Source organism: Lactococcus allomyrinae, from assembly GCF_003627095.1.
In the GTDB taxonomy this organism is placed as follows: domain Bacteria; phylum Bacillota; class Bacilli; order Lactobacillales; family Streptococcaceae; genus Lactococcus; species Lactococcus allomyrinae.
Map to the genome: position 1 here is coordinate 537,262 of NZ_CP032627.1, position 14,379 is coordinate 551,640.

The following is a 14,379-nucleotide window of genomic DNA, read 5'->3' on the forward strand; positions in this document are numbered from 1 at the left end:
GGAAGAAAAATGAATTTAATAAAGATTGTACTTTCCTCTATTTCTTGGATGACTGTTGTAATTATAACGGCTAGATTTTTGATTGATAGAGTATCAGCAACTCCTGTAGAGCGAAATTTAGAAAATAACTACCAACGTTTTTTTAGGCATCTATCCAATATAATCGAAATAACATTATATTTTACGATAATAATTACAAGCATTTATACCACGTTAAGTGAAAAAGGAGGAAAGCAGCCAAAGAACTCGATTTCAAGTTCTAATGCTGTTGTCTACATTATTATATCGGGGTTTTTACTAGTATCTCTAATTTATTGGGCATTAAATAGATGGTATCAAGAAGACTTTCAACAAAAATTAGTTACCAAATTAAAGATTGATGGGGAAGAACAAGAATTTATTGTTCTTAAGAGAATATTAAAAGATAGTGTCCTTCTACAACCCATAGTAGAAAAAACTCAGTTCTTAATTTTACCCTATGAGTTACTTCAAAATCACTTATTAGTTTTGGAAAAGATGTCGGATGTAAAAATTAGAAGAATAAAAAGAATTTATGAAACATGGAATATTACTATTGGGGACTTTAAGAGTAGTGATAAAAAAATAAGAAAAAGGGTATCATTGATATTCTTGATTGTTTTAATTATTGTTATAATAGTATTTGGAACTACACAGCAAAGTGGCTGGATTGCTCGAATAAGCTTTCTAGGAACTTTGATAATATTTTTCGGATTTGCAGCGTGGTATCAGCATCATGAATACAAGCTTGGCAAGAATTTAATCAATACAACAGATGAAGGAGAAGAATCATGACTTACAACAAACCAGACGAAAAAGGCTTCTACGGCAAATTCGGCGGACAATTCGTCCCTGAAACGCTGATGACTGCCGTTAAAGAACTCGAAACCGCTTACGAAGAAAGTCAACAAGACCCAGAATTTCAGGCGGAGCTTGACTATTTGCTCAAAGACTATGTCGGGCGCGAAAATCCGCTTTATTTTGCAAAGCGCTTGACCGACTACGCAGGTGGTGCCAAGATTTACCTGAAGCGTGAAGACCTCAACCACACGGGTGCGCACAAAATCAACAACGCCCTCGGACAAGTCCTGCTCGCTCGCAAAATGGGCAAGAACAAGGTCATCGCAGAGACAGGTGCAGGGCAACACGGCGTGGCAACAGCCACAGCGGCGGCGCTTTTTGGCATGGAATGTACGATTTACATGGGCGAAGAAGATGTGAAGCGGCAAGCGCTCAATGTCTTTCGTATGGAATTGCTCGGTGCGAAAGTTCACAGTGTGACGGACGGCTCGCGCGTACTCAAAGATGCGGTCAATGCAGCGCTGCGTGCGTGGGTCGCGAATGTTGAGGACACGCACTATGTCATGGGTTCCGTCCTCGGTCCGCACCCTTATCCGCAGATTGTGCGCGATTATCAGGCGGTCATCGGTCGTGAGGCGCGGGCGCAATTTCTCGAAAAAGAGGGCAAGCTCCCTGATGCGCTGGTCGCCTGTGTCGGCGGCGGCTCCAACTCGATGGGCCTTTTCTATCCTTTTGTCAATGACGAAACGGTCGAAATGTACGGCGTTGAGGCAGCGGGCTTGGGAATTGACAGCCCTTACAATGCAGCAACAATCACCAGCGGTCGCCCCGGCATTCTCCACGGGCAGCTGATGGACGTGCTGCAGGACGAAAACGGGCAAATCCTCGAAGCGTTCAGTATTTCTGCAGGTCTTGACTATCCTGGCATTGGCCCTGAACACAGCTATTTCAACGCGATTGGTCGGGCAAAATACGTCGATATTACTGATGACGAAGCGGTCGAAGCTTTTCAACTCCTCAGCCGTCAAGAAGGCATTATCCCAGCACTCGAAAGCTCGCACGCCATTGCTTACGCCGTGAAATTGGCTAAGGAACTCGGCAAAGATAAGGCGATGATTGTCTGCCTGTCTGGTCGTGGGGACAAAGATGTCAATCAGATTAAAGAAAGATTAGAAACTGGCGAGACAAGTCTTGAACATTATGAAAAGATGTATAAAAAGGATATTGAGAAATGAAACTAGAACATTCAGCACTTATCGTTGTTGATTTGAATGCAGCGATACAAAAAATCGTAAGTCATCCGTACCCCTACTCATGGGTGGAAATCGAGGCAAATAATCGCGCTTTGATGAGCTACTTTTTGGCGGAAAATTGTCCTGTTTTTGTAACCAGTGTGCAACCAAAAATCTTGCCGAAAAGTTGGGGAAAAGCTTTCGGACGGCAGCTCATTACAGATATTGCAGGCGTAGAAGAAGTAATAAAATTTGGTCCATCAATTTTCACGCAGTCGGACGCAGGTTTAGCTGAAAAGTTGAAAGCACAAGGTATTACGAAAGTTTTCTTCTCAGGGATTTCTACAAGTAATGGCGTATTCAAATCAGCAAAAGATGCCGTCGCAGAGCAAGGATTTGACGTCGTTCTGGTGCGTGATGCAACGGCGGATAGAAATGCTTCTGGTTATGAAAAAATTATCAAAGATGAGTTTCCAAAGATTGGAGAAATCCAGACGACAGTGGAAATTTTGATGAAAAATGAACGATAAAAAATGGATGTTTCGTGCTCGGCGTTTTGGCTGGGGTTTGAGACCACAGACGATAGGGGGATGGATTTTCACTATCTTTTGGTTGATACTATTCGTTGTACCAGTGGAAATTGCTGCTTTTTTATTCAAATCACAACTAGGCATACTGTTAGGATTAATCTGGGCAATATTGGGGAGCATTTTACTCACAATTTTTGCTGTAATTTATTTGAGAAAACATTATCATAGTTGAGAAAAGTTATAAAAATATTGCAAAACGGGCGGACATGATGAAAGAACGAATTTATGGACAAGTTGAGATAGACGGAGATGTATTGTCTTATAAAATCACGGGTCAGGGCGTGCCACTCCTTTGTATTGCAGGCGGTGGTGGTGAGGGAGACAGCTTTCTTCCACTCGCAGACCAGCTGGCGGAGCATTTCAGGGTGATTAGCTATGACCGACGTGCCAACGGTCGCTCTACGGCACATTCTCCCGAATATTTTGACTTGGCACAACAGGCGCGAGATGCTAAAGCCGTGCTTCATGCCGCTGGCGAAAGTTCCGCTTATCTGCTAGGCAATAGCAGTGGTGCAGTGATTGCGCTGAAAATGTTGCAAGATTTTCCAGATACGGTCAGGAAGGCGCTTTTTCACGAGCCACCTTTGACTCACTTGGCGGAAAATTCTGAAAAATGGCAGACTTTCATGAGTGATTGCTATCAGTTGGCACTGGATAAAGGGGCTTCTAAGGCAGCAACAAAATTTGGCATGGGAATCGTGGGGCGTTTTACGCTTGAGCCGCTTTTAGCCGATTTTTATTTGAAACGTTATCTGAGTGCCGAAGCTAAAAAGGAAAGTTTGCCAAAGATTTACGCTGCACTTGCTGATAAAATTTTTATTGAGCAGGAGCTGTTATCCGTAACGAATTTCTTACCTGACTTTGCTGTATTGGAGAAATCAAAGGAAAAAATGATTTTCGCGGCAGGCGAGTGGACTTTAGATAAAAAAGTCTGGTTAGCAGAACCTGCCAAAGCTTGTAGTGAAAGGCTAGATTGTGATTTTGTTCGCTTGGCTGGTGGACATCTTGGGTTTATCAATCATGCGAAAGATTGGCGCAAGATTTTAGAAAATAAGTTTTCTGAGCAAGAAAATATTGAGGAAAACAAAGATGAATATCAAAAAAGCGGAGGAATTAGCAGGGATTAAAGCGGACAACATTCGTTATTATGAAAAAATTGGATGCAGATTGAAAGAGGAAAAAATGAAAACATTAGAAAAACATTTAAAAAATATTAACAAAGTATTCATTCCCTACATCATGGCGGGCGACCATGAGAAAGGACTTGACGGACTGCAAGAAACGATTGACTTGCTTGCAAATGCAGGTGCATCGGCGATTGAGATTGGCGTGCCTTTCAGCGATCCCGTGGCTGACGGGCCGGTCATTGAGCAGGCCGGACTGCGGGCTTTGGCGAAAAATGTGAATTTGACAGACATCGTGGCGCACTTACAGGCTGTCAGTAGCGCTGTGCCGCTGATTGTCATGACTTACATGAATCCCGTCTATCAGTATGGCACTGACAAATTTCTGTCAGCGCTGACAGAAACTGCTGTCAAAGGTTTGATTGTCCCTGATGTGCCAATGGAAGCACAAAATTTTATCACAGATTTTATTGGCGACAAGGACATTGCTCTGGTGCAGCTCGTCAGCTTGACTACAGGCACTGAACGCCAAAAAGAACTGGTCAAAAATGCCGAAGGATTTGTCTATGCTGTCGCTATTAACGGCGTGACAGGAAAAGAAAATGCCTATTCTGATGAGCTGGATGCGCATTTACGTCAGCTGTCGCTACTTTCAGAAGTCCCTGTCTGCGTTGGTTTCGGTGTCTCTAGTTTGTCAGATGTTGAGCGCTTTAACAAAGTTGCTGACGGCGTCATCGTTGGCTCAAAAATTGTCCGAGATTTGCATGAAGGCAAAAAAGACGAAGTGCTTGCGTTTATCCAATCAGCTACACAAAATAATAATAAATAAAATAAATATTCTAATTTATTGTTGACAACGGTTTCTTGAAATGTTATACTTATAGTCAAATAAAACGGTTTCACAAAAAATGGATAGTGATTATTAAGTTAAGCTAGACCTTATCATACCCTATATCTATAGGGTGGGTAAGGTCTTTTTTGTGAAATAATGGAGTAAAATTTGAAAATCAAAAAAGTTCTGAACAATAATGTGGTCATTGCGAAGAATGAAAACGGAGAAGAGACGATTCTTATGGGACTAGGTCTTGGATTTGGAAAAAAGTCAGGGGAGTTTGTAGAGGATAAAAAAATAGAAAAGATTTTTTCTCTGAAAGCTAGTACTGATAAGCAGAATTTTTATGAAATTCTTTCAGAAATTCCAAGTCATATCATTGAGTTATCAATGGTTACGCTTTCTGAAGCGAAAGCAAAGTTCAAAAAAGAAATCTCAGATACAGTTTTAGTTTCTTTTGCTGACCATCTCAATGCAGCAATCATTCGTACAAAAGAAAATATTGTTATCAAAAATTTCTTGCTGTGGGATATTAAAAGATTTTTTCCCGAAGAGTTCAACATTTGTCTAGGAACATTAGAAAAAGTGAAGCAAGAACTTGGAATTTCATTACCAGAAGATGAGGCGGGTTTCTTGGCGATGCATATCGTTAATGGAACACTGGGTAGTGGGCATGAGTATGCGACTCAGTTAACTAAACTTATGGAAGAAATCCTAACGACATTAAAATACACCTTACAAGTCAATTTTAATGAGCAAGATGCCTATTTTCAACGTTTTATCACACATCTCAAGTTTTTTGCAGAACGTATCCTATCTGGGTCAATATCTGATGAAGCAGCAGATGAGGATTTATTTGCGCTCATTGTTCGTAAATATCCCAGAGCTTACCTTGGAACATCAAAAATAAGTGAGTTTTTGAAACAAACACGTGCTTATCAAGTTTCTCAAAGTGAGCAAATTTATATGACCGTGCATATTGCACGAATTCTGGAAAAAATCCAGAAAAATTAATCTTGGTAACAATTGGATCGTGACATTAAGTTGGCGAAACCTCTAAAAAATATATTATTTTGGAGGTTTGTAATGGGCAAATATGAAGCTCTTGCAAAAGACATTGTAGCAAATGTGGGAGGTAAGGAAAATATCCTCTCACTAACAAATTGTGTGACACGGTTGCGCTTTAAACTCAAAGATGAGAAAAAAGCAGATACTGATGTCCTAAAGAAAATGGACGGTGTGGTCACTGTTATGCAAGCTGGAGGACAGTATCAGGTTGTCATTGGTAACCATGTGCCAGATGTGCGTGCAGATGTAGATGAAGTTATCGGGAAATTAGATACATCTGCTGCGGATACAGCACCAAAAGGAAGTCTTTTTGACCGTTTTGTTGAATTAATCTCTGGAATTTTTCAACCTATTTTGGCACCACTTGCAGCAGCAGGGATGCTTAAGGGATTAAATGCGATTCTTTCTTTTGCACTTGGTAAAGGATTTCAGGCATCATCAACCTATGCAGTAATCCATGCGATGGGAGATGGACTTTTCTTATTCCTTCCTATTTTCATTGGTTATACAGCAATGAAAAAATTCAAAGGTTCACCATTCGTTGGAATGATGATTGCGGCTGCGATTGTCTATCCTGGATTTGTAGATGGTTCAGTAGCAAAAACTTTTACGGAAAGTGGTGGTTTAAGTTTCTTTGGTATTCCATTTTCTGTTCCTGTTGCAGGTTACGGCTCTTCGGTTATGCCGATTATCGCAATTACAGCATTTGCAGCCTTTCTTGAACATCAACTTAAGAAAATTATTCCTGATGTAGTTAAACTCTTTTTGACACCGTTCTTTACAGCATTGATTACGATTCCTTTAGGATTTTTGATTATTGGTCCAGTGATGAATGTTATTTCTGATGCTCTTGGTAAAGGATTGATGGCGCTTCAAGGCTTTAGTCCAATCATTTTTGGATTGGTTCTTGGATTCACTTGGCAAATTATGGTAATGTTCGGACTTCACTGGGCACTTGTACCATTTGCAATCATTGCTCTTGCACAAGGTGAGCCTACAACACTTTTAACAGCAGCAAGTACAGCTTCCTTTGCACAAACTGGGGCTGTAGGTGCTGTTATGATGAAAACTAAAGATAAACGTTTGCGTGAACTTGCAATACCAGCTTTTATTTCAGGATGGTTTGGCGTTACGGAACCAGCGATTTATGGGATTACCCTTCCTAAAAAACGTCCGTTTTGGGCTTCATGTATTGTTAGTGCAGTAATTTGTGCAGCAGCAATGGCATTGGGAGTTAAAGCTTATACAATGGCTGCATTTGGAATATTTAGTTTTACTGCCAATATTTCCCTTGACGGAAATGTTTCTGGTGCAATAACAATGATGATTTTATGTGCTATTTCAGTCATCGCTGGTTTTGGCTTGACTTGGATATTAGGTTTTGAAGATGATAATAGTAGTGAACCTATTGAAGAAACTTCTAAAAAGCCTGTAAATTTTAAACCAACAACAGAAAAAGAAGTCATTTTAACACCTATTGAAGGAAAGATTCTTCCACTTGCAGAAGTAAAAGATCCCGCTTTTTCAGCAGAAATTATGGGAAAAGGTGTAGCAGTTGAACCGACAGTTGGTGAAGTGAGAGCGCCTTTTGATGGGACAGTCATGATTATGTTTCCAACTAAACACGCAGTGGGACTGGTTTCAAATCAAGGCACAGAAATTTTGATTCATGTCGGTATAGATACCGTGCAACTTGATGGAAAATATTTTGAAGCCTTTGTAAAACAAGGACAAACCGTTAAAAAGGGAGATCTACTTGTTAAATTTGATATTGAAGGAATTCAAAATGCTGGGTATAGCACGCAAGTTCCGATAATCGTGACAAACACTGATGATTATATGGATGTCATTGCAACGGATAAGAAATTTGTTCGCAAAGATGATATGCTTATAACAGCGGTTGCAGCGCAGGCAACTCAGTTGGTAGCAAATCCTGCATAGTAAAAAATATCAATAAGTAGAAGAGAAAAACGATAAGAAACTAAAAATAAGGAGACAAAATGGGATTTAAAAATGATTTTTTATGGGGTGGTGCGACAGCGGCCAATCAGTTGGAAGGTGCGTATAATATTGATGGAAAGGGACTCTCTGTTGCTGATGCGATGCCTGGTGGGAAACAGCGCATGAGCATCCTTGCTTCTCCAGAATTTGATTGGACGATTGATGAAAAGCATTACGTTTATCCTAATCATGATGGGATTGACCATTATCATCATTTTAAAGAAGATATTGCACTGTTTGCGGAAATGGGCTTTAAAGCGTATCGTTTTTCGGTTGCTTGGTCAAGAATTTTTCCCAAAGGAGATGAAACGACGCCAAATGAGGCGGGTTTACATTTTTATGATGGTTTGATTGACGAGTGTTTAAAATATGGGATTGAGCCAGTTATCACGATTTCGCACTATGAAATGCCTTTACATCTGGCTAAAGAATATGGCGGATGGAAAAATCGTGCTTTGATTGAATTCTATGTTCGCTATGCTAAAGTTCTCCTTACGCGTTATCAAAATAAAGTTAAATATTGGATGACTTTTAATGAAATTAACTCAGCTACTTTTTTCTCTGCACTTAGTCAAGGCTTGGTCCCGTCCAATGGTGGAGCTGATAAAACAAATGTCTTTCAGGCTTGGCATAATCAATTTGTAGCAAGTGCTGAAACAGTTAAGTTTGGGCATGAACTAAATAAAGATTTACAAATTGGATGTATGAGTATTTATTCTACGACTTATTCGTTTGATGCCAATCCAATCAATCAGATTGCGACTCAACAAAGTATTCAGGAGTTTAATTATTTTTGTAATGATGTGCAAGTACGTGGGGAATATCCTGTGTTTACTCAGCGTTTACATGAAAAATATGGTGTCAAATCGGATGATTTGGAGATTACAGAAGAAGATTTAATTTTACTCAAAAATGGTTGTGTGGACTATATTGGATTTAGCTATTATATGTCAACAGTAGAATCAAAAACTGGTGAAGGGACTTCTGCAAGTGGAAATATGGTACTTGGTGGAGTCAAAAATCCATTTTTACAGGAAAGTGAATGGGGCTGGGCAGTGGATTCTGATGGTTTACGCTATGCTTTAAATGATCTTTATGGTCGCTACCAAGTTCCACTATTTGTTGTTGAAAATGGGTTAGGAGCGATTGATAAAGTTGAAGAAGATGGGGCGATTAATGACGATTATCGGATTGACTATCTGAGAAAACATATTGTTGCCATGAATCAATCGATAGAAGATGGGGTGGAGCTTATGGGTTATACACCTTGGGGCTGCATTGATTTGGTATCGGCTTCCACGGGTGAGATGAGTAAGCGTTATGGTTTTATTTATGTTGATTTGGATGATTTAGGTCATGGTACAGGCCAACGCTCTAAGAAGAAATCTTTTGATTGGTACAAAGAGGTGATTGCTTCAAATGGTAAGAAACTCTAAAAAGGATAAGAAATTCCGTCAAAGTTGACGGAATTTTTATGTATCATAAATGAGGGAGCATCTCAGACATTGTTTTTGGGTTGATTAAAATTATAAGAGTGGATAAGACTAAAAATATAAAATTTTCTAAGAAACTTTGTTTTGTTTCTAGATTTCCTATTTTATAGTGGAGTTCTGTTCTTTGGAACTGCATATAAATGTCTATAATGAGTAAGTATTATTTCTAAATTTTCCTAATTTTTCTGAGTTCTGGACAAATAGCTTCACATCTTGATATAATTGTGCTTATGTTAAGTTAGATTAAAATGATTTAGAGGAGTATATGGAAAAAGAAAAGAAAAACTCGGGGATGTTTGCTGTATTTGCAGCGCTTGGTGCCAATGTTTTGGTGGCAATCAGTAAATTTATTGGCTTTGGGCTGTCGGGTTCCGCTGCGATGCTCAACGAGAGTATTCATTCGGTTGTAGACTGTGGTAATCAGATTTTGTTACTTTTCGGTGATAGGCAGGCGAAACAGGCTTCAAGTAATCTGCATCAATTTGGTGAGGCGCGAGCAAAATACTTTTTTAGCATGATTGTTGCAACGTTTCTATTTTTTGGTGGGGAGTGATTGGTGTGATGGAGGCATTTGAAAAGCTTATTCACCCTGAACATTCGGTTGAAAATCCTTGGATTGTTATTGCGATTTTGCTCGTTGGTATGTTGATTGAAGGGTCATCATTGCGAATTGCATTTAAAGAAATTGCAGAGTTGAACACAGATAAATTACCTATTTTCAAGTTCTTACACGAGAGTCGTCACAGCGAAATTTTGGTTATTTTTGCTGAGGATTTATGTGCAATTATTGGATTACTCTTGGCGCTTTTAGGAACTGTTTTGACGATGTTTACGTCCAATCCAATGTTTGACGCAATAAGTGGTCTTTTAATCGGCTTTTTACTTATGGCTGCAGCGATTTTCTTGACAAGAGAATTTTATAGTTTGATTGTCGGGGAGAGAGTAACAGATAGTGACCTTTCTAAAATTTTATCAGCATTTGAATGTCCTGAAATTAAACAAGTCATCAATATTAGAACGACTCATCTAGGCCCAACAGAAATCTTGATTGCAGCAAAAATAGATATTATAAGTAGTGAAGAAGCGCATGGTTACGGAATTATCAATAGTATTGAGGAGAAAATTCGACAAAAACTCTCAGATAAAAAATGTTATATTTATATTGAAATTGATGAATTTGATGAACATTATAGTAGATGATAGGTTTTTGTCATAACTATTTCTACTTTAAAATCCGATAGGAATTTTATACGACAGATACCTGTCCGCTTTAAACGACTAAATCTGTAAGGTGAAAGGGTTAGTGGTAACTGCAATTAGTGCATCACGGCGCTGTTTTTGCGCTACGGCATCAATCCATTGTCGATTCTCACAACGAATTAGTTATAGTAAAATTAAAACCTGTCAGTATGATGACAGGTTTTTGCAATTAATAATATTAGAATTTTTTTAGATAAATTTTATCAACATAATGATTTTCTGATTTATGTAGGATGACTTCTGCACGATTTCTCGTAGGTTCAATGTATTCTTTTAAATTAATTCGATTAACTCTTGCCCAGGTTTCTTTTGCCAAATTGACAACTTTACTTACGGGCATTTTAGTAAATTGGTGATAAAAATTTGTCGTATCATATTTTGCTAATTTTAAAAGACTATCAAAACGTTCCAGATACCATTTTTCAATTAATTCTTCTTCGGCATCGACATAAATTGAAAAATCATAAAAATCACTGATATAGAGCATCTGATTTTGTGGATTTTGTAAAACGTTGATTCCTTCAACAATGAGAATATCGGGACTGTCAATGGTTTGAACTTGGTCGGGCAGAATGTCGTAAGTTTCATGTGAATAAATTGGAATTTCACATTTTTCACCATTTTTTACATGGTAGAGAAAGGCAAGAAGTCGCTCCATATCGTAGCTTTCAGGAAAACCTTTTCTATCAAGGATTCCTCGGTTTTTCAAATCATCAGTAGTATATAAAAAACCGTCAGTCGTGACTAACTCAACACTGAGTTTAGGAAAAGCGCGTGAAAGTAAAAGCTGCACAAGTCTTGCTGTAGTTGATTTTCCGACAGCGACAGAGCCAGAAATACCGATAATTAATGGCGGCGTTTTTACTATTTTTTGTAAAAAAAGTCCTTTAGAAAAACTCATATCTTCTAAATTTTTTTTGTATAAACGTAAGAGATGGACGAGCGGTAGATAAACATCTTGCACGTCTTTCAGACTAATTTCGTCATTGAGTGAGCGAATAGATTCAAGCTCATCATGTGTCAGAGGCGCGATAGAAGTTTTATAAAGATTTTGCCAAGTTTCACGGCTAATTTCGTCGAAATTGATGAATTCATTCATGATAAATATTTTATCATATTTCTGTCATTACTGACAAACTTTCTGTCAGTTGTCAGTAGCAGTAATCTGTGTTTTTCATGGTAAATTTATAAGTTTAACTTAGCAGCATTAATCCTTAATTTCGTTCTACTGCCCTAGGGTCTTAGTGCTTTAGCGATTACGATTTGAACTTCCGACTTTAGTCGGTTGCCACTGTGACCAAGTGCTTTGCCTTTTGCTCTTGCTGCTTTAGCAGCTAAGCAAACGGACAATGGAGCAATGAAGTTGCATAGACCGTTCGCAGAAAGCACATAGCACCATAGCAAGCATGGACAGCATAGCAACGAAGTTTTGCGGAGATAGTGAAATTGACAGCACAGCAAAGCGAGGTAGACTTCAAGGACAGGACCATTTCGCCTTGCGACTTTTAGCCGCTTAGAGCGAATGGATAACGTAGCGAAGCGGAGGTGTGACCTCATATCTTTGATGCTAACATTGGTGAGGAAGAAAGAATCTCCTACCAATGAAGGAATCACTTTAAATATAGGATGTAAGGGACTCAAATATCGTAAAACAACTCTAGCGCTGGAGGTTAGTGACATTACGTTTAAACGAATGTAAGAGTTTACATGATAAAATTGCACTTATGAAAAAATTTTCAGCGCGAAAAAAAATGATTTATGATAGAATAATGATAATGGTAAAGACAAATATGTACTACGAGGATAATCGTGATTTAGCGCATGATATTCAAGAAATAAAAGTTGAACTTTTAGGAATAGCCATGAAATTTTTGACAGACAGTGGTGTCTTTTCAAAAAACGGAGTTGACTATGGCTCACGAGTTTTATTAGAGAATTTTAATCCAGAAAATGCGAAAACACTATTGGATGTTGGTTGTGGTTATGGGACGCTTGGATTGACGTTAGCTAAAAAATATGATTTAGCGGTCACAATGGTTGATGTAAACAGTCGTGCATTGGATTTGTGCCGTCAAAATGCTGACAGAAATGCTGTCAGTATTGATGAAATCAAAATTTCTGATATTTATGATACTGTCAGCGGGAAATACGATGCAATTATCAGCAATCCACCGATTCGGGCAGGAAAATCAGTCGTTCATGGCATTTTGGAAGGAAGTTTTGAACATCTCAATGATGCAGGAACGCTTACGATTGTCATTCAGAAAAAACAAGGAGCACCATCTGCTCAAAAAAAGATGGAAGAAGTCTTTGGTAATTGTATTGTGATTGCGAAAGATAAGGGTTACTTCATTTTGAGAAGTTACAAAAAATGATAGTAAAATTAGAATAGGAGCAAAAATGACCTATAGAATGGTTGACCTCATCCAAAAAAAACGAGATGGTGGAAGTTTTAATCAATCCGAAATAGACTGGATGATTGAAAATTATGTGGCTGGCAGCGTCCCAGACTACCAAATGTCGGCACTTGCAATGGCAATTTATTTCAAAGGGATGAATACTTCTGAAATATCAAATCTTACGATGGCAATGGTTCACTCAGGAAAAGAATTTGATTTGAGTGATATCTCAGGTATTAAAGTAGATAAACATTCAACAGGTGGTGTTGGTGATAAAGTAACGCTAATTCTCGCCCCACTCGTTGCCTCATTCGGTGTTCCTGTCGCAAAAATGTCAGGACGTGGACTTGGTCATACAGGTGGAACTTTAGATAAATTAGAGTCTATTCCAGGTTTTAATATTGAAAAAACTGAGGCGGGATTCATTGAACAGGTAAAAGATATTGGGATTGCTGTGATTGGACAATCAGATGAGCTTGTAAAGGCGGATAAGCTCCTTTATGCGCTCCGAGATGTAACAGCGACAGTTGACATTATTCCTCTTATTGCAAGCTCTGTGATGTCTAAAAAGATTGCCGCAGGTTCAGATGCAATTTTACTTGATGTGACAGTAGGAGATGGTGCTTTCATGAAGTCTGTGGAAGATGCACGAATTTTGGCACGAACCATGGTTGACCTAGGTAAATCTGTTGGCCGTGAAACTGTTGCTGTTATCACAAACATGAGTCAGCCTTTAGGCTATGCCATTGGAAATCGTAATGAAATTACAGAAGCAGTCAATACGCTAAATGGTAAGGGAACAGCTGAATTTCGCCAATTTATTGCTGAATTAGCACAGATTATGCTGGAGCTTGCAGGCGATAAAAAAACAATCCCAGAAATCCTACAAAATCTTGATAATGGACTTGCCTATGCCAAATTTGTCGCTATGATAAAAGCCCAAGGAGGCGATCCAACAGCCTTTGAAAATCTGACTGCACCGCTCAAAACCAAATACAAAGTTGAAATTCGTGCCCCCAAAACAGGCTTCATCACTGATGAAAAAGCATTAGGTGTTGGTGTTCTCGCCATGAAACTGGGTGCTGGACGCGCTACAAAAGCTGATACAATTGATTTTGAAGCAGGAATTCTACTTGCAAAAAAAGTTGGAGATAAAGTTAGCAACAACGATTTAATTGCAACACTTTACAGTAATCGTGAAATTTCGGAAGAACTCATCTCCGAGTTTAACGATAGCATTGTTATTTCTGACGAACAAGTTCATCAGAAAGAAATATTAGAAATTGTTCGCTAAAATGAATGATGATTTAAAACTTCCGCCAGTCATTGTTGGACTTCAAGTCGTGTTATCTGCACTTTCTGGTGCAATAATAAAGTTGCTCTTGCAAAATTATAGTTGGGTTATACAACTTATCGCTTTTATTATCATCTTCGTCATTATTTATATCATTGTCGGAATGGTTTATTTGAAGTGGAATAAAAACAGAACCTAGTGTTTACGCAAACCATCTCTTATGTTTGCCCTTACTTTTATCATTTATCGCATACTAAATCTGCTAAT

At 38.7% G+C, this 14,379-nt stretch carries 12 protein-coding genes and 1 pseudogene; 12 read left to right on the forward strand and 1 reads right to left on the reverse strand.

Features of this window, described 5'->3' with window-relative positions:
• The first annotated feature begins 9 nt into the window (after nt 1–9).
• The 9 genes and pseudogenes from D7I46_RS02645 (at nt 10) to D7I46_RS02690 (ending at nt 10,359) form a co-directional block, all read left to right on the forward strand.
• Nucleotides 10–813 carry a hypothetical protein gene (locus D7I46_RS02645; RefSeq protein ID WP_120771471.1) on the forward strand — a complete coding sequence of 268 codons (804 nt, stop codon included), beginning with the start codon at nt 10–12 and terminating at the stop codon, nt 811–813.
• Entirely contained in the window at nt 810–2,054 is a 1,245-nt protein-coding gene (trpB, locus tag D7I46_RS02650) for a tryptophan synthase subunit beta (protein ID WP_120771472.1), read from the forward strand. The genes D7I46_RS02645 and trpB overlap by 4 nt, the downstream gene beginning before the upstream one ends.
• The gene (locus tag D7I46_RS02655) at nt 2,051–2,581 is read left to right on the forward strand and encodes a cysteine hydrolase family protein (protein ID WP_120771473.1); all 531 of its coding nucleotides are present in this window, start codon (nt 2,051–2,053) and stop codon (nt 2,579–2,581) included. The genes trpB and D7I46_RS02655 overlap by 4 nt, the downstream gene beginning before the upstream one ends.
• Before the next feature lie 266 nt (nt 2,582–2,847).
• Nucleotides 2,848–3,768, forward strand: coding sequence for an alpha/beta hydrolase (locus D7I46_RS02665; RefSeq protein WP_120771475.1), 921 nt, complete (start codon nt 2,848–2,850; stop codon nt 3,766–3,768).
• Nucleotides 3,769–3,823: 55 nt separating this feature from the next.
• The gene (gene trpA, locus D7I46_RS02670; protein ID WP_120773268.1) at nt 3,824–4,594 is read left to right on the forward strand and encodes a tryptophan synthase subunit alpha; all 771 of its coding nucleotides are present in this window, start codon (nt 3,824–3,826) and stop codon (nt 4,592–4,594) included.
• Nucleotides 4,595–4,765: 171 nt separating this feature from the next.
• A complete protein-coding gene (licT, locus tag D7I46_RS02675) occupies nt 4,766–5,611 on the forward strand; it encodes a BglG family transcription antiterminator LicT (protein ID WP_162930820.1) in 846 nt (281 codons plus the stop codon).
• A gap of 72 nt (nt 5,612–5,683) precedes the next feature.
• The gene (locus D7I46_RS02680) at nt 5,684–7,606 is read left to right on the forward strand and encodes a beta-glucoside-specific PTS transporter subunit IIABC (protein WP_120771476.1); all 1,923 of its coding nucleotides are present in this window, start codon (nt 5,684–5,686) and stop codon (nt 7,604–7,606) included.
• A gap of 59 nt (nt 7,607–7,665) precedes the next feature.
• On the forward strand, nt 7,666–9,102 hold the full coding sequence (locus D7I46_RS02685; protein ID WP_120771477.1) for a glycoside hydrolase family 1 protein: 1,437 nt from the start codon (nt 7,666–7,668) through the stop codon (nt 9,100–9,102).
• Between the two features lie 322 nt (nt 9,103–9,424).
• A pseudogene (locus D7I46_RS02690) lies at nt 9,425–10,359 on the forward strand (cation diffusion facilitator family transporter).
• Between the two features lie 238 nt (nt 10,360–10,597).
• Here D7I46_RS02690 and coaA read toward each other — a convergent pair.
• Entirely contained in the window at nt 10,598–11,518 is a 921-nt protein-coding gene (gene coaA / locus D7I46_RS02695) for a type I pantothenate kinase (protein ID WP_120771478.1), read from the reverse strand.
• Between the two features lie 676 nt (nt 11,519–12,194).
• Between coaA and D7I46_RS02700 the strand changes: the two genes are divergently transcribed.
• Genes D7I46_RS02700 through D7I46_RS02710 form a run of 3 tightly spaced genes read left to right on the forward strand, consistent with a single transcriptional unit; the run spans nt 12,195 to nt 14,311 of the window.
• Nucleotides 12,195–12,794 (forward strand): class I SAM-dependent methyltransferase, encoded by a 600-nt coding sequence (locus D7I46_RS02700; protein ID WP_120773269.1) that lies wholly within the window; start codon nt 12,195–12,197, stop codon nt 12,792–12,794.
• A 25-nt stretch (nt 12,795–12,819) separates the two neighbouring features.
• A complete protein-coding gene (locus D7I46_RS02705) occupies nt 12,820–14,112 on the forward strand; it encodes a pyrimidine-nucleoside phosphorylase (RefSeq protein WP_120771479.1) in 1,293 nt (430 codons plus the stop codon).
• Nucleotide 14,113: 1 nt separating this feature from the next.
• On the forward strand, nt 14,114–14,311 hold the full coding sequence (locus D7I46_RS02710) for a hypothetical protein (protein ID WP_120771480.1): 198 nt from the start codon (nt 14,114–14,116) through the stop codon (nt 14,309–14,311).
• The last annotated feature ends 68 nt before the right edge of the window (nt 14,312–14,379 follow it).

Bases quoted from the DNA above. Each gene is read 5' to 3' on its own strand.
- D7I46_RS02700 (WP_120773269.1), top strand. From the start codon at position 12,195: ATGGTAAAGACAAATATGTACTACGAGGATAATCGTGATTTAGCGCAT.
- D7I46_RS02655 (WP_120771473.1), top strand. From the start codon at position 2,051: ATGAAACTAGAACATTCAGCACTTATCGTTGTTGATTTGAATGCAGCG.
- trpA (WP_120773268.1), top strand. From the start codon at position 3,824: ATGAAAACATTAGAAAAACATTTAAAAAATATTAACAAAGTATTCATT.
- coaA (WP_120771478.1), bottom strand. From the start codon at position 11,518: ATGAATGAATTCATCAATTTCGACGAAATTAGCCGTGAAACTTGGCAA.
- D7I46_RS02680 (WP_120771476.1), top strand. From the start codon at position 5,684: ATGGGCAAATATGAAGCTCTTGCAAAAGACATTGTAGCAAATGTGGGA.
- trpB (WP_120771472.1), top strand. From the start codon at position 810: ATGACTTACAACAAACCAGACGAAAAAGGCTTCTACGGCAAATTCGGC.
- D7I46_RS02645 (WP_120771471.1), top strand. From the start codon at position 10: ATGAATTTAATAAAGATTGTACTTTCCTCTATTTCTTGGATGACTGTT.
- D7I46_RS02665 (WP_120771475.1), top strand. From the start codon at position 2,848: ATGATGAAAGAACGAATTTATGGACAAGTTGAGATAGACGGAGATGTA.
- D7I46_RS02685 (WP_120771477.1), top strand. From the start codon at position 7,666: ATGGGATTTAAAAATGATTTTTTATGGGGTGGTGCGACAGCGGCCAAT.
- D7I46_RS02710 (WP_120771480.1), top strand. From the start codon at position 14,114: ATGAATGATGATTTAAAACTTCCGCCAGTCATTGTTGGACTTCAAGTC.
- D7I46_RS02705 (WP_120771479.1), top strand. From the start codon at position 12,820: ATGACCTATAGAATGGTTGACCTCATCCAAAAAAAACGAGATGGTGGA.